Here is a 21479-nt window from a genome sequence, read left to right on the forward strand (position 1 = left end):
GTCTACTCGCCGCCGCTCGGCGGGTCGTCGCGGCCCAGCTCCCAGAACGCCACCGCCGCCGCGGCGGCGACGTTCAACGAGTCGACCCCGCGCCGCATCGGGATGACCACCCGCACGTCGCTGGCCGACTGGGCCGCCGCGGTGAGGCCCGGCCCCTCCGCTCCGAGCAGCAGCGCCGCCCGCTCGCGCTGCGCCGGGGTCAACCGCTGCATGGGTACGGCGTCCGGCGCTGGTGTCATGGCGAGCACCGTGAAGCCGGCCTCCCGTACCTGGTCCAGGCCCGCCGGCCAGCGATCGAGCTTGGCGTACGGCACGGCGAACACCTCCCCCATGCTGACCCGCACACTGCGCCGGTACAGCGGGTCGGCGCAGGTCGGCGACAGCAGCACCGCGTCGATGCCGAGCGCGGCGGCACCCCGGAAGATCGCCCCGAGGTTGGTGTGGTTGTTGACGTCCTCCAGGATCACGACCCGGCGCGCGGCGGCGAGCACCTCGGCCGCCGTCGGCAGCGACCGGCGGTGGAACGACGCCAGCACCCCCCGGTGTACGTGGAACCCGGTGGCCTGTTGCAGCACGTCCTGGGTCGCGGCGTACACCGGCGAGTCGCCGGTGTCCAGGTCGGCGAGTTGGTCGATCCGTTTGGCGTCGACCAGGTACGACCGGGCCGGGTAGCCCGCGCGCAGCGCCCGGCGCAGCACCAGCTCCCCCTCGGCGATGAACAGCCCGTGCGGCGGTTCCCAGCGTGTGCGCAGTTCGACGTCGGTGAGCGCTCGGTAGTCGGCGATCCGGTCGTCGTCAGGGTCGGTGATCTGGTGGACGGGCACCCGACGATTCTGCCGGACGCCGGGCCTCCGGCTCGGATGCCCGCCCTGCGGGGCGTTTTGTCCGAAGAAGAAGGGGAATGGCCGGCACAGCAGGGATCCGACGGGAAGGACCAGCCAGGTGAGCACGGACCACACGTCACCGCATGAAGCGGGCGCTCTGCCCCGGCACCCGACCGTCGCCGACCACATCGTGTCGCGACTGTTCAGCTGGGGTGTGCACCGCTACTTCGGCTACCCCGGCGACGGCATCAACGGCATGACCTCCGCGTTGCAACGCACCGACGGGCGCGCCCAGTTCATCCAGGTACGCCACGAGGAGACCGCCGGCTTCGCCGCCTCCGCCCACGTCAAGTACGGCGGCGGGCCGCTGGGCTGCGCCCTGGTCACCAGCGGGCCGGGCGCCATCCACCTGCTCAACGGCCTGTACGACGCCAAGCTCGACCACCAGCCGGTGGTCGCCCTGGTCGGGCACACCGCGACCACCGCCGAGGGTGGCGGCTACTACCAGGAGGTCGACCTGCTCGCCCTCTACAAGGACGTGGCCGCCGCGTTCCTGGCCCAGCTCGACCACCCCGCGCAGGTCCGGCACCTGGTCGACCGGGCGTGCCGCACGGCGTTGGCCCGGCGTACCGTCACCGCCCTGGTCCTCCCCCTGAACCTCCAGGACGAGCCGGCCGTGGTGGACCCGCCGCACGCGCACGGCTACTACCAGACCAGCAACGCGCCGAGCAGCACGCCGACCGTGCCACCGCAGGCGGACGTACGCCGGGCCGCCGAGGTGCTGCGCGGCGGGCAGCGGGTGGCGATGCTGGTCGGGCAGGGCGCTCTCGGCGCGCGTGACGAGGTCCGCGACATCGCCCACCGGCTCGGTGCCGGAGTGGCCACGGCACTGCTCGGCTTCACCGCCGTCGACCACCGCGAGCCGTGGGTGACAGGTGCGATCGGGCTGCTCGGCACCCGACCGAGCTGGCAGCTGATGACCGGGTGCGACCGGCTGCTGATCGTGGGCAGCAACATGCCCTACTCGGAGTTCTACCCGCCACCCGGGCAGGCCCGCGCGGTGCAGATCGACCTGGACGGCACCCAGCTCGGGCTGCGGTACCCGACCGAGGCGAACCTGACCGGCGACGCCCGCCCCACCCTGCGGGCGTTGCTCGACGAGCTGGGCCCCGGCCCCGCCCCGACCGCCTGGCGGGCGGAGATCGCCGAGGCGACCTCGGCGTGGCGACGGGTGCAACGCGACCTGGCCGAGCAGACCGCCGACCCGGTCAACCCGCAGTTGCTCTTCCACACCCTCAACGAACGACTGCCCGACGACGTGCTGCTCGCCGTCGACTGTGGCACCACCACCGCCTGGTACGCCCGGCACATCCAGGTCCGCCCCGGGATGCTGGCCAGTCTGTCCGGCACGCTGCTGTCCATGGGTGGCGCCATGCCGTACGCGCTGAGTGCCAAGTTCGCCCATCCGGACCGGCCGCTCGTCGCGCTGATCGGCGACGGCGCCATGCAGATGAACGGGGTCAACGAGCTGATCACCGTGGCCAAGTACTGGCGTAGCTGGGCCGACCCCCGGTTCGTGGTGCTCGTGCTCAACAACCGGGACCTGGCGTTCGTCAGCTGGGAACAGCGCTCCACCGAGGGGACCCCGATGTTCCCGGACAGCCAGCAGTTGCCCGACATCGCCTACCACCAGTGGGCAGAGGTGCTCGGGTTGCGCGGTGAGCTGGTCGACTCGCCGGAGCAGGTGCCCGACGTCTGGGACCGGGCGCTGTCCGCCGACCGACCGGTGGTCATCAACGCCCTGGTCGACCCGGCCGAGCTGATGCTTCCGCCGCACTTCACCGCCGAGCAGGCCCGCAAGACCGCGGCGGCGGTGCTGCGCGGCGACACCGACTGGGCCGGGATCGTCCGCCGCGGCCTCCCCGCCACCCTGACGAGCTACCGCCCCCGCCGCCGCCACGAACGCTGACCCCACCCCACCCCGCCCCACCCGGCCCGGCCCGGCCCCGTCGATCATGGAGTTGTGGTGGTGGATGGAAGCCGCGAGCTACCGCATAACGGGCACCACAAGTCCATGATCGACGGGCCAGGCGGTTAGCCTCGCCGGTTCAGCCAGCGCTCCAGCGGCGACAGGCGGTCGTCGTTCTGGTTTTGCGGGCTCTGCGGGACCGTCGGGCGCTCTACCGGGCGGCGGGGGTCGCCGGCCAGTTCCTTGCTGGGCGCCACGAACGCCTTCTCCGGTTGGCCCTTGACGGCGGTGGCGATGACCCGGGCGACCGCGTCGATCACCTTGGTCTGCACCGCCGAGCCCACCGAGTCGGCCGGGTCGTCCGGGTTGGCGGCGATGCCGGCCACCGCGACCTGCGGCGTGAAACCGACGAACGTCTCGGTGGAGTTCTGCTCCGAGCTGCCCGTCTTGCCCGCCACCGGTCGGCCGTCGAGGATGTCGTTCACACCGGTCGCGGTACCACCGTTGCACTGCCCGAACGCGGACTGCTGGCCCACCGGGCAGCGAGCGGCATCCGTGGCGGCACGGGCGACGTCGGGGTCGAGGACCTGCTTGCAGGACGGCTGACCGACCGGCACCTTCGCACCGCTCGCGTCGGTCACCGAGACCACCGGCACCGGGGTGCAGTAGGTGCCCTCGGCGGCCACCGTGGCGTACGCGTTGGCCAGGTCCAGCGGGGTGGTGGCGGCGACGCCGAGGGTGAACGAACCCCAGTTCGCGGCGTTGTCCTTGGCGAAGGCGGCATCCGAGTCGGCTCGGAAGGTGATACCGAGCCGCTTCGCCATCTCGACGACCTTGTCCTGGCCGACCTGCTCGGCCAACCAGACGAAGTAGGTGTTCACCGAGCGGCCGAAGCCGTCCCACATCATCCGGTACCCGTCCATCCAGTCCGGGTTGGCGTTCGCCGGGCACCAGTGGCCGTCGCAGCTGCCCGGCCCTTCGGCGGGGTACCGGGTGGGCAGCTTGGCCGGCGCGTCGAAGCCGGTGGAGAGGGTACGGCCCGACTCCAGCGCGGCGAGCATGGTGAACAGCTTGAACGTCGAACCCGCCTGGTAACCGTCGACGCTGGCGCCACCGGAGATCAACGGGTTGACGGTGTTCGGGTGGTTCGCCTGCCCGGCCGGGTTGTCGGCCAGGCTGTAGTGCCGGTTGACCGCCATCGCCAGCACCTGCCCGGTGCCCGGCTGGACCGCCGCGATCGGCAGGGCGCGCTTGTTGTCGTACCCGTAGACCTTGGTGGCCTGCTGCTGCGCGGTGGCCTGGATCTTCGGGTCCAGCGAGGTGACCACGGTGTAGCCACCCGTGCGCAGGGCCTGCTCGCGCTCGGCGACGGTGGCACCGAACGCCGGCTGGCTCCGCCACCACTGACGCAGGTAGTCGCAGAAGAAGCCCCAGTCGTCGTGGCCCTGGGAGACCGCGGTGCAGCCGTTGGGCTGGGCGGTCGGGTGCAGGGCCAGCGGCTCCGCCTTGGCCTGGGCGGCCTGGGCGGCGGTGATCGCGTTGGTGGCGACCATCGAGTCGAGCACGTACGACCGGCGAGCCAGCGCGTCGTCCTTGTCCCCGTCGATCGGGCTGTACGCGTCCGGGGACTGCACCAGGCCGGCGAGCAGGGCAGACTCGGCGAGGGTCAGCTGTGCCGGCGCTTTGCCGAAGTAGCGCTGGCTGGCCGCCGCGATCCCGTACGCGCCGGAGCCGAAGTAGGCGATGTTCAGGTACCGGCCGAGGATCTCGTCCTTGCCGAGGCTCTTGTCCAGCGCACTCGCGTACCGGATCTCCTGGATCTTGCGTCCGACGGTGGGGTCGGTCGCGGCGGCGCGCTCCTCGGCCGTGCGGGTGGGGTCGGTCTTGAGCACGTTGCGGACGTACTGCATGGTCAGCGTCGAGCCGCCCTGCTCGGTGCCGCCGCCCTTGACGTTGGCCACCAGCGCCCGGGTGAGACCGCGCAGGTCAGCGCCACCATGGTCGTAGAAGCGCCGGTCCTCTGCCGCCACGATCGCCTGCCGCATCACCGGGGCGATGTCCGCCAACGGGACGTCGGTACGGTTCACGTCGTAGAACGTCGTGATCAGCGTCTTGCCGTCGTTGGCGTAGAGGTACGAGCGCTGCGGGGTCGCCGGGGTCTTCAGCGAGGCCGGCAACGCGGCGTACGACCCGAGGGCGGCACGGGCGCTCAACCCGAGCAGCAGGTTGCCCGGAAGCGCGGCGACTGCCAGGACAAGCCCGGCCAACACGCCGGCGAGCAGCACGGTGAACAGCCGCGACAGCGGCGAGCGGGAGGCGGCCATGCTCCCCAGGATTGCCACGAAGTGCGGCAGTCGGCCAAACCTGGGCCGCAATTGTCAGGCAATTCACCGGAAACCGTGGCGCGGGCCGCCCGGTCAACCGCCCAGCACGCTGCTCCAGCGGATGAAACCGGGCAACAGGAGCACGGCGCACACCAGCGCCAGAACCGTCATCATCAGCGGCAGCCGCGCCCGACGCAACGCGCGACGGAGGTACTCCTGCCGGATCTCCTGCTTCTCGGGCTCGCTGAAGTCGCGATCGATGTAGAGGTCGGCGTCCCGCTCGGCCGACTGGAAGAGGTGTGCCGCCCAGGTCAGGAAGGCCGCGGCGACCACCCAGAGCGCCGAGTCCAGCGCCACCTTGCCGGTGGACACCCCCGGGTCGGCGGGGCCGGTGGAGACGGAGGTGAGCATGTTGATCCCGGCCCCGGCGAAGAGCCCGGCCAGGAAGTTCAGCGTTGACGGCGCTGGTACCGCGATGCTCACGAGGGTGCGTCCGATCTCCTGTCGGGCCAGGGCAGATCCGGCCAGGCGACGCCGCAGACCCGGTTTCCGAGGGCGTCGATCTGCTCCAGCACCTCTAGATCGGAGTGCTCGTCGAGTTGGATGGTCAGCTTCATGAGCTGAGCCCGATAGGCCAACTGCTCATTGATCACCTTCTCCACCGTCGGCGTCCGCATCGGCCCGTCGCGCTTGCTGATCCGGTCCCGGATGGTCGCCTCGATCTGCTCGCACCCCTTCTGCCACTCCCGGAGCTCACGCCTGGTCAGGGTCGGGCCGACGGCGGACGTCGCGACGGTCTCGGCCACCACGGCCACCTCCGCGGGCTCGGCCGGCTCCGGCCGCCCCTGGTTGATGACGTCGCCGAACAGTTTCAGGCTCTCCAACTGCACGATCCGCCACACGATGTCGGCGAGCTGGGCCGCCACGAAGGGAATGCGCAACCGCTCCTCGGGCGCGGTGGCCAGCAACGTCGGGCTTCGCCGCTCGGTGGCGATCCGCTGGAACAGCGTCATCAGGTGTTCCCGAGTGCCGTTGACGGCCTCGGTGCAGAGCAGCGTCGCCTCCAGCACCTGCGACATGTCGATCTCCCGCCCCGGGGTGGCCCACTCCCCCTCGCGCCCCATCAGCCAGGCGTGCGCGGTCGCCATCTCCGGCCGCATCGGCACCCCGGCACGAACCAGGGCGCTGAGACACATGGCGGTGGTCGCCTCCTCGCGGTTCCACGAGCCGGTGCCGCTGCGCCACCAGTTGTCGAACGGCCCGCCCTCGGTGACCTGCCGCAGGAGCCAGTTGCAGGCGTCCCGAACCACCGGATGGTCAACCCGCAGATTCGCCTGGCACAGACCGAGGACCACCCGGGCGGTCACCCACGGCACCCGCGCCGGGTAGAAGTTGCCGTCCTCCTCCTGGGCCTCGCGGGCCACCTCGATCAGCTGGTCGATTCGATCCTGGTCCTGGTGGACGACCGGTGCGGCGCCCTCGAACCCGAGCAGGAGACCGAGGACCCAGTTGCGGTACATGCGTCCGGTGTCCAGCTCGTCGGCGGTCATGCCGGCGAGGTGCGGCGCGGGCCCGAAGATCGAGTCTTCCTGCGCCATCGACTGTTGGATCTCCACGAAGTCCTCGTAGTCGGCGGTCACACCACCCACCGGCTCGGGCAGCGTGCAGCCGGGCGCGTCGTAGCTCCAGCGCTGGCGCACCCCCTTGGCGATCTCATGCCAGGACTCGACGTGGTTGAGCTGGCTGAGCGCGCTCGCGGCGAAGACGGCAGCCCCGAGGTTGTCCCCCCAGGACGAGTCCTCGGCACTCCGTCGCCGCATCGAGCGACCGAGCCGGATCAGGGTCTCCCAGGTGCTCAGCAGGTGCAGAGTGTCGGTACGCGCCGTGTCCGGCGAGACCAGTTGGTCGAGCCGCCCGAGCGTCGCCTGCATCAGGCGTTCCCCGCCACGCTGCAGGTGCAGCCACACGTTGCGCTCCGGGCTCTTCCACCGGCGATCGGCGTCCCAGTGCCGGCGGGCGTGGTTCATCACCAGCTGGGCCCGGCGGCGGGAGCCGATCAGATACGCGCCGTCGATCTGGTAGACGAGACTGTCGTCGCGCAGCTGATGCAGCGCCGGTTCCAACGAGCCGGCCTCCCGGGTGGCCATCTGTAGCTCCAGCACCCCCAGGCAGGCCAGGCGGTAGAGCACCTCGCGCTGGTCGTCGCTGGTCACCCGCCCGGTGTAGTGCTCCTCCAGATCCGCCTCGGTGGGCACCGTGCCGCGACTCTCGTAGAGCTCGATCGCGGTCAACGCGATGTGTGCGTCGTTCTGTGCCAACTGCCGGATCGTCGCCCGGTTCGTCTCGTCGACACCGCTGTCGACAAGCAACTGCCTGACCAACTCGCGGCCCTCGACGAGAACCTGCCGGAGATCACGAGTGGGTTCACCGCGGGCGAGGATGGCGGCGGCCGACTTCCAGCTCGATGCGAGCACCTGCACGTTGAGCTTGAAGTCCGAGCGCAGCCGGGTCAGGCAGGCGAACATCTCGTTGAGCCGCGGCAGGTTCGCGTGCAGGTTCTCCAGGACGACCAGGTAACGGCCACTGCGGCCGGCCTCCTGCTCCAACAGGGCCAGCACGATCGACTCCGGACCGTCGGCCGGGTCGGTGAGGTTGAGCCAGACGACCGCGTCGCCCTCGTCGAGCCGCTTCTCGGCGGCGTTGGCCACCAGCGCGGACTTACCGCAGCCGTGCTCACCGATGACCACCACGTCCCGGCCCGCCTCGAGATGCTGTTCCACCTGGGTGGAGCTGGCAGTCGACCGATGCAGCCGGGCGTAGTACTTCATCACTTTCTCGGAGGGCAGCTTGGCGTTGCCGACCCGCTTGGGTCGCCAGCCGGGACCGAACGGGTCCTTCTGCAGGGCGTACGAGAGCAGCGCCAACGGCGTGACACCGTGCGTCCGGTCCCCGTTCACGGTGGCTCGGACGACCTTCTCGGACAGGCCCACCTGGGTGCGCTGCCCCATCGTCTCGACCCGAATGAGCAGCTGGTCCCCCTTGCCCTCGCGGAACTCGGGGGTCGCGCTCACGACCCGCAGCGCGACGGGCCGCTCGTCGAGCAGGGCGGCCTGGGCGAGGAGGTCGGTGTGGGCTGCGGTGAGCAACTCGTACGTGCCCGCGTTCAGGCTGAGCGCGTTGACGGCCGTCCAGGGCAAATAGTCGGGCACCGACCCCCCCTTCGGCGATCACCGTGGGTCAAACACATCACCACGACATGTTGATGCTAACCGTCAGTCCTTCCGCTGTCGCAGGGCAGGTCCACGCGCAGGCGGAGGTACTGGGTCCGCACCAGCTCACCGTCGACGGCCTTGACGTCCGAATCGGACACTTGGAAGCCGCCCCGGTTGAACGCCGCCTGCACCTCGTCGGCGTCACCAAGGTCGTGGCTGGCCATCCGGGTCGCGTAGCGGCGGGCGGCATCGGCGAGTTCGTCGAGCTCCACCGAGAGCAGTCCACGCCACCCGGCGGCTCGCTCGCGGAACCTCAGCTCGAAGTCGTCCACGAGATCCAACACCCGATGGCGGTCGTCCTGCTCCTCGTCGTCCCTGGGCCACTCGTTGCCCGGGTGCAGCCGAACCGTGGTGATCACCGAGCCGCCCGGATTCAACAGGGCGGACCAGCTACCGATCACCGCGTCCGCCGAGGCGCGGTTGAACCGGGTCAGGAACGCGTCGGCCAACACCAGGTCGAAGCGACCGTCCTCGACGAGGCGGGCAACCGTCTCGGGGCAGGTCACGTCGGCATGGTGCACCTGGACCCGGGAACCGACCTGCTTGGCGTACCAGTCGCAGGCCAGGAGCGGCGTTCGGCACTTGTCGAGCACGTGCACGTCCAGGTCCGCAGGGATGTGGCCGATCGTCGAGCGCACCGCCTCCAGGAGGAAGGCGAGAATGGTGTAGTCGGCGGTGCCACTGATCAGCACCCGGCGTGCTCCCCGGCTGACTGCCTCGGCCACCTGCACGGCGTAGAACTCGGCGTGCCACTGCGGGCTGCTGACCATGTCGAACAGGCGGAGGTACTGCCACGACTGGTGGTACCAGGAGCAGCTGGTCTTGTCCAGGTGCGACGGTCCGCAGGACATCGGGGCCATGGCGTACAACATGTTGGCCGACTGAAGCAACCAGCGGGTCAACTCCGGGCCGGGCTGGCGCGGCCGGCCGCGGTCGGGGAGGCAGGACCGGGTCATCAGACGATCCCAGAGCAGCCGGGCTCGATTCACCTCCTCGGAGTGGCCACTGACCACCCAGGACGCGAGGCCGTCCCCGCCCACCTCCTGCCGGACCACCACCTGACCGTCGATCAGCCACATGTCCGTCATCGGCACCATGGGACGTTCGCCGGCGATGAACACCGGCACCATGACCGCGTCCAGATCGTGCCTACGGTCTTCCGCCAACTGCTTGTCGATTTCCCCGGTGCCCACGTCCTCCCCCGGTACCAGGTACATCCGGCGCACGGTCACGCGTTGCGCCAACTGGCGGAACACCGCCCGGGAGAACGGATCGGCGGGCCGGCCAACAGTGGTGTACGGGACGATCTGGCACAGCTCGTCGCGCACGCCGGCGACCAGCCCCTGCACCAGTTCGTCCATCGCCGCACCGGGTAGCCGCACGCAGTTGGGGTCGGTGCCCTCGTAGGAGGCCCGATAGAAGAGGCTGGCCCTACGCGCCCGGTCCATCAGGTCGGCGGGCGAGACCCTCCCAGGCGCCCCCTTTCGCTCGGTCATGTCCGCCACTCCCTCACCCTCGCGAAGCCGTGATCACCAAATGATGACTTCCGGGCGCCAACGCGGCGTCCCGGATGAGCCACCCTGCTTCCCTGACGGCGGCGATGACGTCGGGATAGTTGAACCTGCGCGACTGGAAGCAGCGGATGCGATGGCCCGCCGGCACCTCCGTGCCGTCCAGGACCCCGGGGCGTCGTAGCACCGCTTCGCCGGTCACCACCCCGTCCCGCCAGCGCAGCACGAAGTCCAGGTCGACCTCGGGCAGACCGGCGGCGCGCAGCGGCTCCAGGGCCGCGTCGCGGAACTCCGGGCACCGGTACGGCGACAGCACCGTCGCCTCCGGCTCGTCCGGTCGACCCACCACCACGCTCAGCACGAGCACGTCGTGCGGGCGCAGCGAGGCCCGGATGTTGGCCAGGGCGGCGGACGGGCATTCCAGGTTGCCGAGGGTGTGCCCGAGCAGGCAGACGACCACCGGTTCAGGACCGGGCCGCCACCGCTCGACAGACTCGGATGCGCCAGACTCGATGTCCCACACGTGAGAGTCAACGCTCATCTGCCCATTCGCGAAGTGGGCCAACCGGTGGCAGGCGATGGCGAGCAGGGTGGCACTGAAGTCCAACGCGAGGTAGCGCCGGCAGGGATGGCCAAGGCTGGTCAGCCGGTCGAGGAAGGCGCTGCTGCGCTTGCCGTTGCCCGGGCCGATCTCCGCGACCGCCAGCGCGCCGGCGGTCAACGCCCGTGCGGCCAGCAGGGCTTCGGCTTCGTGTCGGGCGGAGGCGAGCATGCTCAGGTAGTCGTCCGTGGCGGCGTACGCGTCGTGCGTGTGGGCCGCACTTCCGGCGTACGCGAACTTGAGTGGCAGCCGACCGGCGTGGATGGCCGCCAGCGCCGCCCGGCGGTGCCGTTCGCACTCGAAGTGCGGAGACTGGCACCGACTCGCATCATCCGTCGGACCTGGTGGCGCCGGCAGGTCGATGGCACCCGTGCCCCCCGCGCCGATCGTCTCCGCCACAACGCCCTCCGACCAAGTCAGAGCTGCCGTCGACCTGATAGTAGGGCAATGACGCCGGACAATGGCTGTTTTGCGCGCGGGTTGTTTCACGATCTGCGAGCACGACACCTCCTTCGCCAGGACTAGCAGACCGAAAAGTTCACCGCTATCGACCATCAGCCGCATTGTCTGGCCCGAACGGCTCAGCCTGGGGGCCGAAGAGCGAATGCCGTCTCGGGCCGACTCACTCCGACCGCCCACTGCGGTTGCGCAACTGTTGCACGGCCGCCCGGGCCGCGGTGGTGAACGTGGGAGCGGTGAACTGGTGTCGTTGCCAGTCACCGTGCAGTCCGCCGATGTCGTCCACCCCCTCCTCCACCAGCAGCACCATGTACTTACTGAAGGCGAGGGCGGCGCCTTTCTCCTCGATCAGCCAGGCGCTCGTCGCAAACTTCTCCCCGGGCTCGACGAACTGCCGGGCCCGGGTCATCAAGGAAACGAAGAACTCGCACTCCCGAATGCGGTTGAGCACCGCCATTCCGACGTATCCGTCCGCGGCCCGACCGGTGATCACCGTGAAACCGTGGTCCTCCAACAATCCACTGAGACCCCGGACGTACCCGTCCTCCTCCTTGAACCGGTACGACAGGAAAACGCTGTTGCTGGCGATCTTCGGCCGCACCAGGCCCGGATCCGGCCGGACATGCTCCAGAATCCGCACCTGGTCCACGTCCTCGACCAGCCGCCCCAGTTCGTTGTCGCCAGTGCTGGTCGCTCGGTCGCGCACCTCGCCGATGAGCCGATCCGCCCGCGACCTGCCCGTCGCGAGCAGCCGAAACGCCTGGCAGTTGGTCAGGACCACGTCGGCCTCCGCCGCCAGCATGCCCGGCGGGGTGCGCTTGTCCAGAGTGAAGGTTTCCCGAAGGCGGTTGCGGTCTCCGTGGTAGAAGGTCACCGCCTGCTCCTCCACCCGGGCCAGGTCGACGTAGAGCACCGCGGCGGTCCCCTCGCCCGTCTGGGAGAGAACGAATCGGCCGGCCTGGGCCAGATCGGTGCTGAGCGGATCGACGATGATGACGTCGAATTGCCCCTCGCCCGTCTCGCGAACGGCGTCGGCGAGACTTTCGACCGCCACCACCCGCTCAACCAGTGGGCTGGAGGCAAGTTCCTGGTAAAGCCGTCCGGCAGCGGCGTTGTCACTATCGCAGAGCAGCACGGTCAATCGGGGAAGGGCAGCCACGATATTGCTCCATGAATGTCGGCATGGCCGGGAATGGAGCACCAATGGTGGCACGGTCCACCGGCGGGTCACCTCCACGTTGCGTCCCCCGACAATGACCAAACGGATTCGTTCCGCGCCATTGGGACGGGTCGGCATGGGCTGTGTGCTTCCGCGGCCACACGCCCAGGTCCTTGGTGGATACCGGCGTGACAGTGTCGACGGGTAGCCGGCCGACGGGACACCCGGCCGCTACGGCGTCCTGCCCGGCCTCCGACCCACACCACTGCCAGCGGCAACGCGCCGTCGGGTGCGCTGAAGGACCAACCCGAACGCGATCAACCCATTCGCCGTCCGCTACCTCGTCACCGTGCGACTCCCCGCTATTGACGGGTGGCCACAACCGTCACGAAGGTCAGGGATCCGACAGATCTCCGGACTACCATTCCACCGGCCGTCGCCAATGCCGTCCGCCATGAGAGCGGGCCTCTGCGGGGGCCCTGGCCGAGTTCCATGCAAACGAATCAGGCCGCGGAAATGGGACCACCCGGAGCAGTGGGTGGCGGCGTGGAGAGGCTGGCGTTGGCCGCGTCGTGGACGGTTTCGCGGGGCATCAGGCGGCCGGAGCGGTAGCCGATGCCGATGCCGGCGATCAGCACGAAGATCGCGCCGAACGTCTGTAGCGAACCGATCAGGGCGCCGCCGAGGCCGAGAAGCGGCGCGGCGATGATCAACATGACCCCGTCGCCGAGGCTGAAGGTGCCCGAGCGGGCCACCGCCCATCCGGTGAGGAACCAGCCCACGCTGTAGAACGTCGCGCCGAGCAGGACCAGTGACCGTGCGGTGGCGCCGAAGACCGGCGTCTGTTCGGCGAGCCCGGCGAAGGGCAGCATCAGCACCGTGCCGGCGATGCTGACCAGCAGCCCGGCGGCGGCCACCCGGCGGCTACGGGTCGCGGCCAGCAGCCCGGTGAGGGCCAGCAGAGCGAGCAGGCCGAGCCAGACCGCGGCCACCCAACCGATCAGGTAGACCGCCCGGCCGTCGGCCGGATAGGGGTCGTTTCCCACCCCTCCGTCGCTCGCCATCGCCACCGCGCCGTAGAGGATTGCGTACGCGGGCAGCAGCCACACGGCGGCCCGCGCGAACTTCCGCACCGACCAGGCCCAACTGGCGTTCGTGGCCGGAGCCCCCGGAGTCGGCTCGCCGACGAAGGGCAGTACGCCGAACCCGCCACCGCTTCGGCGGGAGCCCAACGGGGCGACCGGGTCGTGCGCGCCGGGCACCGGGGCCGAGGACCACATCCGCTTCGCCGGATCCTTCATGCGTCACCTCGCTCGTCCACGAGCGGTGCGAGACGCGCCGGGGCGCCCCGTTGCCTGGTCACCACCCGTCCTAGGACCGATCGTGGCAGGCGTCGAAGCGCCCCATGAGCATTTCTCGTATTAACGGCGGATGCGTCCGCCGGTGTGTCGGGTCAGCCGCGCTCGCGCTGGTCGGCCGGATCCTCGACCAGACTCAGCGGAGACACCGGCTCCGGCGCCGGCAGCCCCTGCGGCTTGTTGCCGCCGGTGGCCTGCGCCTCGGCAACGCGTACCTCGTCGTGGATCTGCTGGGCCGCCGCGGCTGCGGCCTGCGCGGCCTCCGCGGCCTCGCGCTCCACCTGGCTCGCGTGGTCCGCCGCCTCCGGCGCGGGAAGGTCCCCCACCATCTGGCTCAGCCCGCCGAGAGCGCCACCCATGCCCTCCAGCGCCTTGGTCAGCTCGGCCGGGACGATCCAGACCTTGTTGGCGCTGCCCTGCGCGATCTGCGGCAGAGCCTGCAGGTACTGGTAGGCGAGCACCTTCTGGCTCGGGTTCGCCTGGTGGATCGCGTCGAAGACCGTCCGGATCGCCTTCGCCTGACCCTCGGCCTGCAGGATGCGGGCCTGCCGGTCACCGTCGGCCCGCAGCACCGCCGACTGCTTCTCACCCTCGGCGGTGAGGATCTGCGACTGCTTGTGCCCCTCGGCGGTCAGGATCGCCGCGCGGCGGTCCCGCTCGGCGCGCATCTGCTTCTCCATCGAGTCGCGGATGCTGGCCGGCGGCTCGATCGCCTTGATCTCCACCCGGGTCACCTTGATGCCCCAGCGACCGGTCGTCTCGTCCAGCACACCCGACAGGTGGCGGTTGATCTCGTCGCGGCTGGTCAGCGCCCGCTCCAGGTCCAGCGAACCGATCACGTTACGCAGCGTCGTGACGGTGAGCTGCTCGATGGCCTGCAGGAAGCTGGAGATCTCGTAGGTCGCCCGGACCGAGTCGACCACCTTGAAGTAGAGAACCGTGTCGATCGAGACCACCAGGTTGTCCGAGGTGATCACCGGCTGCGGAGGGAAGCTGACCACCTGCTCCCGCATGTCGACCTTGGTACGAACCGCGTCGATGAACGGCACCAGCAGGTTGAGACCGGGGCTGAGGGTGCGCTTGTACTTACCGAGCCGTTCCACCACGTCCTGGCGCTGCTGCGGCACGATCCGCACCGCCTTGGCCAGCGTTATCACGGCGATCAACGCCACCGCGATGATCAGCACCCCAATGACCGTCATCCCGTTCACCCTCTCGCTTCCGGCAGCTCGCCGGCGGAAGAAACGTCGTCCTGCCAGACCAGGGCGGTCGCGCCCCGGACCTTTATCACCCGAACCCGTTGACCAGGGTCGTGAACCTGCGTCGTGTCGTACGACCGGGCGGTCCACAGCTCGCCGTCGATCTTGACGAGACCGTGGTCGGCGTCCACCCGCTCCAGCACCAGCGCCGTGGAGCCCTCGATCGCCTCCACGCCGAACGGCTGCTCGCCATTTTCCAGCGCGGAACGTTTGTGCCGCCGGATGACCGGACGAGCCACCACCAGGCTCAACGCCGACACCACCGCGAAGACCAGCGCCTGCACCGCCACCGGCGCGCCCAGAGCAGCGGCCCCGGCGGCGGCGAACGCACCGACCCCGAACATGATCAGAAATAGCGTCGTCGTGAAGATCTCGGCGACCGCCAGCACCACACCCAATACGATCCACACCACCGCGTCCACCCCACGATCGTGACACGCAAATGCACGCGCGGCCTCCCCGCGAAGATCAGTAGGCTCGGCGAGGCCCTTTCCGGCCATGATCCGGCGGCCCGACCCGACCCGAGGAGACCCCGTTGCCCCTGCTGCCCGAGACCGCCCGACAGCTCGACGACCAGGTCGCCCAGGCACAGCGCGACGGGCACGCCCCGTCGCTGATGGTGGGCGTCGTCCGCGACGGCACCCTGACGCACCTGGCCACCGCCGGCGAACACCCCCGCCCGGACGTCGACCTGCAGTACCGGCTGGGCTCGATCAGCAAGACGATGACCGCGACCCTGATCATGCAGCTGCGCGACACCGGCCGGCTCACCGTCGACGACCCGCTGGAGAAGCACCTGCCGGGCACCGGCCTCGGCGCGCTCACCCTGCGCCAACTCCTCGGCCACGCCAGCGGCCTGCAACGCGAACCCGACGGCGACTGGTGGGAGCGGTCCGAGGGCGTCGACCTGCCCACCCTGCTCGCCGCGGTCACCACCGACAAGATCGCCTACCCGCCGCACCTCACGTACCACTACTCCAACCTGGCGTACGGGCTGCTCGGGGGCGTCCTCGAACGGCTCACCGGAAAACCCTGGATCGACCTGCTCGACCAGCGGATCCTCGGCCCGCTGGGCATGGGTCGCACCACGTACGCGGCCACCGAGCCGTACGCCCGGGGCTACGTCGTCCACCCCTGGCACGACACCCTCCGCGAGGAGCCGCGCACCGACACCGGCGCGATGGCCCCCGCCGGGCAACTCTGGTCGACGATCGAGGACCTGGGCCGCTGGGCCGCGTTCCTGGCCGACCCCGACCCGTCGGTGCTGGCCGCCGAGACACTGACCGAGATGTGCTCCCCCGTCGTGATCAGTGACCACGAGGCCTGGACCCACGGGCACGGCCTGGGGCTGGAGCTGTTCCGGGAGGGCAACCGGGTGTACGTCGGGCACGGCGGATCGATGCCCGGCTACGGCGCCTCGCTGGCCGTGCACCGACCCAGCCGTACCGCCGTGGTCGGGCTGGTCAACGCGTACACCCTCCGGAACGTGCACCTCGGCGCACTCGGGCGGCGGCTGCTCACCCTGGTGTTGGACGCCGAGCCCGCACCGGTCGCCCCCTGGCGGCCGGCCACCGCCCCACCGCCCGCCGCACTCGCCGAGCTGACCGGTCGCTGGTGGTGGATGGGCACCACGATCGAGGTGTACGCGGACGCCGACGGCGACCTGCGCGCCGGCCCGGTCGGCGCACCGAACCTCCGCTTCGTCGCCGAGGGCCCGGACCGCTGGCGAGGTCGAGCCGGTGGGCAGGACGGCGAGATCCTCACGGTGCACCGCGACGAGCAGGGCCGGGCGGTGGCGCTGGACATCGCCACCTTCGTCTACACCCGCACCCCCGACCAGGAGCCCTGAGACCCACGGCGCCCGCCGCGCCACGCCGCCCGAACCCGCCACGCACACCCGCCCCGCCGCCCCACTCCGCCCCGCAGACCCGCCCCGCCACGCAGACCCGCCCCGCCGCCCGACCCCGCCTGCAAGATCCGCGCAACATCGGGGATGTTGCTGCCTCGACACGCCGGGAGGCAGCAGTTTCCCCGATGTCGTGCGGATCTTGACGCGAGCGGCGGCGCGGCGCGGTATCAGGCGGTGTGGTCGATGACGACCTTGCCGAAGGCGTCGCCGGAGTGCAGTCGGGCGAAGGCGTCCTCGACCCGGCTGAACGGGATGACGCTGTCCACCACCGGGCGCACCTCGTTGTCGGAGCAGAACGCCAGCAGCTCGTACAGCTCGCCGGGCGTGCCCATCGAGGTGCCCAGGATCTCCAACTGCATGGCGAAGACCCGGCGCAGGTTGACCGACGGCTCATGCCCGGCGGTCGCGCCGGAGACCACGATCCGGGCCATCGGCGCGGCCGACTTCAGCGAGTGGTCGAAGGTGGCCGCGCCGACCGTCTCGATCACCACGTCGACCCGTTCCGGCAGCCGGGCGCCGGGCTCCACGGCGGTGGCGCCGAGGGCGGAGATCCGGTCCCGCTTGGCGGCGTCGCGGCTGGTCGCGTACACCCGCTTGCCCATCGCGACGGCGAGCGCGACGGCCGCGGTGGCCACGCCACCGCCCGCGCCCTGGACCAGCACGCTGTCAGCGTCCGCGACGCGGCCCTTGGTGGTCAGCATCCGCCACGCGGTCAGCCAGGCCGTGGGCAGGCACGCCGCGTCGGTCGCCGCCATGCCGTCGGGCAGCGGGATCAGATTCGACCGGGGTACGGACACCCGCTCGGCGAGCGTCCCGGAAAAGTGCTCGGAGAGGATGGAAACCCCGCGCGGGTCACCCGGAGTGACGACCACCGGGTACACGACCACCGGGCGCCCGTCCGGGTCCAGCCCGACCGCGTCGCAGCCAAGGATCATCGGCAGTTGAGCCTCGGTGAGACCCACCCCGCGCAGCGACCAGAGGTCGTGGTGGTTGAGCGAGGTGGCCCGCAACTGCACGGTCACCCAGTCGTCCGCCGGAGGGGTCGGCTCGGGCCGCTCGCCGACGGTGAGCGCGGCGAGCGGGTCGGCGTCGTCGAAACGGGAGGCAAAGGCAGCACGCATGATCGGCACGGTAACAAGCTGAGCGCTCGTTAAGAAGGTGCCGAGATGTTAGGAAGGGCCCCTTCTTATGCACCAGGCGTTAAGAAGGGGCCCTTCCTTACCGGCGGGCGACGCCGTCGCGGCGGGCGGCTTCGGCGACCGCCTCGGCCACTGCCGGCGCGACGCGCGGGTCGAGCGGGGACGGGACGATCGCGTCGGCGGTCAGCGACTCGGCCACCACGCCGGCGATGGCGTCCGCGGCGGCAACCTTCATCGCCTCGGTGATCCGGGTGGCACCGGCATCCAGCGCACCGCGGAACACCCCGGGGAAGGCCAGCACGTTGTTGATCTGGTTGGGGTAGTCACTGCGCCCGGTAGCGACCACCGCGACGTGCCGGGCCGCCACCTCGGGGTGCACCTCGGGGGTCGGGTTCGCCAGAGCGAACACGATCCCGCCAGGCGCCATCCCGGCCACCGCCGCCTCGGGGATCTGCCCGCCGGAGACCCCGACCAGCACGTCCGCGTCACGCAGCGCCTCGGTGATGTCGCCGTGGCGGCCGTCGGCGTTGGTGCTCGCCGCCAACTCGGCCTTGGTGCCGGTCAGCTCGGTGCGGTGCCGGCCGATGATCCCCTTCGAGTCGCAGACCACGACCTGGTCGGGGTTGACGCCCCCGGCGATCAGCATCTTCGTCACGGCCACACCGGCCGCGCCCGCACCACTCACCGCCACCCGCAGGTCACCGAGCTTGCGGTTGAGCAGGCTCGCGGCGTTGCGCAGCGCGGCCAGCACCACGATCGCGGTGCCGTGCTGGTCGTCGTGGAAGACCGGGATGTCCAGCGCCTCGTCGAGGCGGCGCTCCACCTCGAAGCAGCGCGGCGCGCTGATGTCCTCCAGGTTGATGCCACCGAACGAGGGCGCCAGCGCCCGCACCGCCGCGACGATCTCGTCGACGTCCTGCGTGTCCAGACAGATCGGCACCGCGTCCACCCCGCCGAACTGCTTGAACAGCACCGCCTTGCCCTCCATCACCGGCAGCGCCGCGCGCGGGCCGATGTTGCCGAGCCCGAGCACCGCCGAGCCGTCGGTGACCACCGCGACGGCGTGCGCCGCCCAGGTGTACTCGTCGGCCAGGTCGGGGTCGGCGGCGATCGCCTCACACACCCGAGCCACCCCCGGGGTGTACGCCAGGGAGAGGTCCTCCCGGCTGGTGAGCGGCACGGTCGAGGCGACGGCCATCTTGCCGCCCCGGTGCAGCAGGAAGACGGGATCAGCGGGGTCCACGATGGACGAAGACATGGCGGTGACTCCAGGATCTGTCGAGCAGATGTGAGGCGGCGGGCCCGGCCGCGAGGTGGGCGGCGAGCGGTGGCACGCGGCGCGGGGGGTCACCCGGGCACTTTCCGAGCATAGTGTCGGCACTGCCCCTCGGATGTGAGCAGGGTCATATCCGCCGACGGGGTACCCGCCCGGGGCGCGGCCAGTACCGGGCCACGACCCTCCCCCGCACGTCGGCCACGCCGTACGCCCGGGAGTCGTCGGTGATCAGGTCGTTGTCCCCGCGCAGCCACCAGCCGCCGTCCTGCGGCCGGACCGCCCGCTTCACCACCAGCAGTTCGGGACGTGTCCGGAAGACCGCGACCACCACGTCCCCGGGTCGGATCGGGCGACCTCCGGGGCGCACCAGCACCGCGTCGCCGTGCCGCAGCGTCGGCGCCATGGACGGACCGGTCACCAGGACGGCGGTCAGCGGCCCGCGCAACCGGGCCGCCTCAGCCGGGTGATCGGCGTCCACTGGTTTCACCTCCACCCGGTTCGGGGAGCATTCCCAGGAGTAATGTCGCCTTTGATCATCGCAAACTTCCCATGGAGGATCCCGATGCGACTTCCGCGCATCCTTGCGCCCCGCGTCACCGCGAGCGCTCACTGCGACCTGCCGTGCGGTGTCTACGACCCGGCTCAGGCCCGGATCGAGGCCGAGTCGGTCAAAATGATCTGCGAGAAGTACCAGGCGAACACCGACCCGGAGTTCCGCACCCGGGCCGTCATCATCAAGGAGCAGCGCGCCGAGCTGGTCAAGCACCACCTGTGGGTGCTGTGGACCGACTACTTCAAGCCGCCGCACTTCGAGAAGTACCCGAACCTGCACAGCCTGTTCAACGAGGCCACCAAGCTCGCCGGCGCTGGTGGCGTCAAGGGCAGCCTCGACCCGGCCACCGCCGACAAGCTGCTCGCGAAGATCGACGAGATCTCGAAGATCTTCTGGGAGACCAAGAAGGCATGACCTCGTCGGTCATCCCGACGATCCGGCCGGCACGTCCCGAGGACGTGCCGGCCGTCGTCGCCATGGTGCACGAGCTGGCGGAGTACGAACGCGCCCCGGAGCAGTGCCACCTCACCACCGATCAGTTGACCTCGGCTCTGTTCGGCCTCGGCGCGGCGTCGGACGAGCCGAGCGCTCCGGCGCTCTTCGGTCACGTCGCGGTGGACGAGCGCGACGAGCCGGTCGGCTTCGCGCTGTGGTTCCTCAACTTCTCCACCTGGGCCGGCGTGCACGGCATCTACCTGGAAGACCTGTACGTCCGGCCGTCCGCGAGGGGCACCGGGGCAGGTCGGATGCTGCTCGCCACCCTGGCCGACATCTGCATACGACGCGGCTACCGGCGGCTGGAGTGGTGGATGATCGACTGGAACCCGGCCGCCGGCTTCTACGCCTCGATCGGTGCGGAACAGATGAGCGAGTGGGTGCCCTACCGGCTCAGCGGTGACGCCCTGCGCCAGTTGGCCGGCCACGCCAATACCGTCGGCACGCGTACGGGCGACTGACCGGGTAGAGTCCCCGACCGGGGGGATGAGGCGTGACTCAACTGACTGGCCAGCCAGCGACCGACGACGACGTGGTGCACCTCACGGTGCCCGCCGACGGCGGTTACCTCGGCGTGCTCCGCACCGCCACCGCCGGCCTGGCGGCCCGGTTGCAGTTCGCACTCGACGAGATCGAGGATCTGCGGATCGCCGTCGACGAGGCGTGCGCCATGCTGCTCGCCATCGCCACCCGCGACGCCGAGTTGGAGTGCCGCTTCGCCGTCACCGAGGACGCGCTGACCGTCGAGGTGACCGTGCCGACCGTGCGGGGTGCCACGCTGCCCGCCGAGTCGTCGTTCGCCTGGAAGGTCCTCACCGCCTTGACCACCTCGGCGTCCGCCACGGCCGCCAACGGTCGGGCCACGATCGCGTTGCTCACCCGCCGCTCCGGCGGTTACTGAGCGGCTGCCCCGCCACTGACCGGCTGGGCACGCGCCGGCACGGTCAGGCCAACCGGCACGGTCAGTCGAAGCCGAGGGCTCGGGTCGTCGGAGGGCTGACCAGCAACCAACCCACGCCCAGGCCGAGCGCCATCAACGGCACGCCGAGCCAACCCAGCCCGCCCTGGATCATGAACCACCCGATCGGCAGCAGCATCAGCTGGAGCACGATCGCGGGGGCCCGTGCGCCCGCCCGGCGGCGCAGCAGCGCCCGGCCCAGTGCCCAGAGCACCACCGCCGCCCCGATGGCGAACACGGTCACCAGCAACGCCGACAGGAGATCGGTGGTGGTGGCCGTGAGGTCGGCCCAGACCAGCCAGAGGGCGATCAGCCCGACGACAGCCGCCTCCGCCCACAGCAGCCGGACCGCCCAGCGGAGCGTGACGGGAATCGGGGCCGAGTCGATGGTCACGCGCGCCACGATACCCGGG

Annotated in this window: 19 protein-coding genes; 5 read left to right on the forward strand and 14 right to left on the reverse strand. The window is 70.5% G+C overall.

Annotated features, from left to right (window positions below; translation table 11 throughout):
* Positions 1-2: 2 nt before the first annotated feature.
* Positions 3-824, reverse strand: a complete 822-nt coding sequence (locus ABGB10_RS23915) for an RNA methyltransferase (RefSeq protein WP_347663199.1) — start codon at positions 822-824, stop codon at positions 3-5.
* Between the two features lie 118 nt (positions 825-942).
* Here ABGB10_RS23915 and ABGB10_RS23920 point away from each other — a divergent pair, with 118 nt between their 5' ends.
* On the forward strand, positions 943-2793 hold the full coding sequence (locus ABGB10_RS23920; RefSeq protein WP_347663200.1) for a thiamine pyrophosphate-requiring protein: 1851 nt from the start codon (positions 943-945) through the stop codon (positions 2791-2793).
* A 125-nt stretch (positions 2794-2918) separates the two neighbouring features.
* Here the strand turns inward: ABGB10_RS23920 and ABGB10_RS23925 are convergent, their stop codons facing one another.
* The 9 genes from ABGB10_RS23925 to ABGB10_RS23965 form a co-directional block, all read right to left on the reverse strand.
* Complete coding sequence (locus ABGB10_RS23925) at positions 2919-5117, reverse strand: transglycosylase domain-containing protein (protein WP_347663201.1); 2199 nt, start codon at positions 5115-5117, stop codon at positions 2919-2921.
* Positions 5118-5210: 93 nt separating this feature from the next.
* Positions 5211-5600 carry a hypothetical protein gene (locus ABGB10_RS23930; protein WP_347663202.1) on the reverse strand — a complete coding sequence of 130 codons (390 nt, stop codon included), beginning with the start codon at positions 5598-5600 and terminating at the stop codon, positions 5211-5213.
* A complete protein-coding gene (locus ABGB10_RS23935) occupies positions 5597-8326 on the reverse strand; it encodes a prenyltransferase/squalene oxidase repeat-containing protein (protein WP_347663203.1) in 2730 nt (909 codons plus the stop codon). The genes ABGB10_RS23930 and ABGB10_RS23935 overlap by 4 nt, the downstream gene beginning before the upstream one ends.
* A gap of 56 nt (positions 8327-8382) precedes the next feature.
* Positions 8383-9885, reverse strand: a complete 1503-nt coding sequence (locus ABGB10_RS23940) for a class I SAM-dependent methyltransferase (RefSeq protein ID WP_347663204.1) — start codon at positions 9883-9885, stop codon at positions 8383-8385.
* Between the two features lie 13 nt (positions 9886-9898).
* On the reverse strand, positions 9899-10900 hold the full coding sequence (locus ABGB10_RS23945) for an L-histidine N(alpha)-methyltransferase (protein WP_347663205.1): 1002 nt from the start codon (positions 10898-10900) through the stop codon (positions 9899-9901).
* 223 nt (positions 10901-11123) lie between these two features.
* On the reverse strand, positions 11124-12257 hold the full coding sequence (locus ABGB10_RS23950; protein WP_347663206.1) for a hypothetical protein: 1134 nt from the start codon (positions 12255-12257) through the stop codon (positions 11124-11126).
* 365 nt (positions 12258-12622) lie between these two features.
* The gene (locus tag ABGB10_RS23955) at positions 12623-13420 is read right to left on the reverse strand and encodes a hypothetical protein (protein ID WP_347663207.1); all 798 of its coding nucleotides are present in this window, start codon (positions 13418-13420) and stop codon (positions 12623-12625) included.
* 152 nt (positions 13421-13572) lie between these two features.
* Positions 13573-14679 (reverse strand): SPFH domain-containing protein, encoded by a 1107-nt coding sequence (locus ABGB10_RS23960; protein ID WP_145779926.1) that lies wholly within the window; start codon positions 14677-14679, stop codon positions 13573-13575.
* A gap of 5 nt (positions 14680-14684) precedes the next feature.
* Positions 14685-15158 carry an NfeD family protein gene (locus ABGB10_RS23965; protein ID WP_347663304.1) on the reverse strand — a complete coding sequence of 158 codons (474 nt, stop codon included), beginning with the start codon at positions 15156-15158 and terminating at the stop codon, positions 14685-14687.
* A 113-nt stretch (positions 15159-15271) separates the two neighbouring features.
* Between ABGB10_RS23965 and ABGB10_RS23970 the strand changes: the two genes are divergently transcribed.
* Positions 15272-16585: a serine hydrolase domain-containing protein gene (locus ABGB10_RS23970; RefSeq protein WP_347663208.1), complete on the forward strand. Its 1314-nt coding sequence runs from the start codon at positions 15272-15274 to the stop codon at positions 16583-16585.
* 227 nt (positions 16586-16812) lie between these two features.
* Here the strand turns inward: ABGB10_RS23970 and ABGB10_RS23975 are convergent, their stop codons facing one another.
* From ABGB10_RS23975 to ABGB10_RS23985, 3 genes are all read right to left on the reverse strand, one after another.
* Complete coding sequence (locus ABGB10_RS23975) at positions 16813-17775, reverse strand: zinc-binding dehydrogenase (RefSeq protein WP_347663209.1); 963 nt, start codon at positions 17773-17775, stop codon at positions 16813-16815.
* A gap of 88 nt (positions 17776-17863) precedes the next feature.
* On the reverse strand, positions 17864-19042 hold the full coding sequence (locus tag ABGB10_RS23980) for an NADP-dependent malic enzyme (RefSeq protein WP_347663210.1): 1179 nt from the start codon (positions 19040-19042) through the stop codon (positions 17864-17866).
* 145 nt (positions 19043-19187) lie between these two features.
* Positions 19188-19538, reverse strand: a complete 351-nt coding sequence (locus tag ABGB10_RS23985) for a S24/S26 family peptidase (protein ID WP_347663211.1) — start codon at positions 19536-19538, stop codon at positions 19188-19190.
* An 84-nt stretch (positions 19539-19622) separates the two neighbouring features.
* On the opposite strand from ABGB10_RS23985, the gene sodN reads away from it, so the two are divergent.
* From sodN to ABGB10_RS24000, 3 genes are read left to right on the forward strand one after another with little or no spacing between them, the layout of a single operon-like run.
* Positions 19623-20027 (forward strand): superoxide dismutase, Ni, encoded by a 405-nt coding sequence (gene sodN / locus ABGB10_RS23990; RefSeq protein ID WP_088987805.1) that lies wholly within the window; start codon positions 19623-19625, stop codon positions 20025-20027.
* Positions 20024-20569, forward strand: a complete 546-nt coding sequence (locus tag ABGB10_RS23995; protein WP_347663212.1) for a GNAT family N-acetyltransferase — start codon at positions 20024-20026, stop codon at positions 20567-20569. The genes sodN and ABGB10_RS23995 overlap by 4 nt, the downstream gene beginning before the upstream one ends.
* Before the next feature lie 32 nt (positions 20570-20601).
* On the forward strand, positions 20602-21009 hold the full coding sequence (locus tag ABGB10_RS24000) for an ATP-binding protein (protein ID WP_278141495.1): 408 nt from the start codon (positions 20602-20604) through the stop codon (positions 21007-21009).
* A 61-nt stretch (positions 21010-21070) separates the two neighbouring features.
* On the opposite strand, the gene ABGB10_RS24005 is transcribed toward ABGB10_RS24000, so the two are convergent.
* Positions 21071-21460: a hypothetical protein gene (locus ABGB10_RS24005; protein WP_347663213.1), complete on the reverse strand. Its 390-nt coding sequence runs from the start codon at positions 21458-21460 to the stop codon at positions 21071-21073.
* Positions 21461-21479 lie beyond the last annotated feature (19 nt).

It is taken from the genome of Micromonospora sp. B9E7 (assembly GCF_039871815.1).
In the GTDB taxonomy this organism is placed as follows: Bacteria; Actinomycetota; Actinomycetes; order Mycobacteriales; family Micromonosporaceae; genus Micromonospora.

Excerpts from the sequence above, each read along its gene's own strand:
- ABGB10_RS23995 (WP_347663212.1), top strand. The coding sequence starts at position 20,024 with ATGACCTCGTCGGTCATCCCGACGATCCGGCCGGCACGTCCCGAGGAC.
- ABGB10_RS23955 (WP_347663207.1), bottom strand. The coding sequence starts at position 13,420 with ATGAAGGATCCGGCGAAGCGGATGTGGTCCTCGGCCCCGGTGCCCGGC.
- sodN (WP_088987805.1), top strand. The coding sequence starts at position 19,623 with ATGCGACTTCCGCGCATCCTTGCGCCCCGCGTCACCGCGAGCGCTCAC.
- ABGB10_RS23950 (WP_347663206.1), bottom strand. The coding sequence starts at position 12,257 with ATGCCGACCCGTCCCAATGGCGCGGAACGAATCCGTTTGGTCATTGTC.
- ABGB10_RS23960 (WP_145779926.1), bottom strand. The coding sequence starts at position 14,679 with ATGACGGTCATTGGGGTGCTGATCATCGCGGTGGCGTTGATCGCCGTG.
- ABGB10_RS23925 (WP_347663201.1), bottom strand. The coding sequence starts at position 5,117 with ATGGCCGCCTCCCGCTCGCCGCTGTCGCGGCTGTTCACCGTGCTGCTC.
- ABGB10_RS23940 (WP_347663204.1), bottom strand. The coding sequence starts at position 9,885 with ATGACCGAGCGAAAGGGGGCGCCTGGGAGGGTCTCGCCCGCCGACCTG.
- ABGB10_RS23980 (WP_347663210.1), bottom strand. The coding sequence starts at position 19,042 with ATGTCTTCGTCCATCGTGGACCCCGCTGATCCCGTCTTCCTGCTGCAC.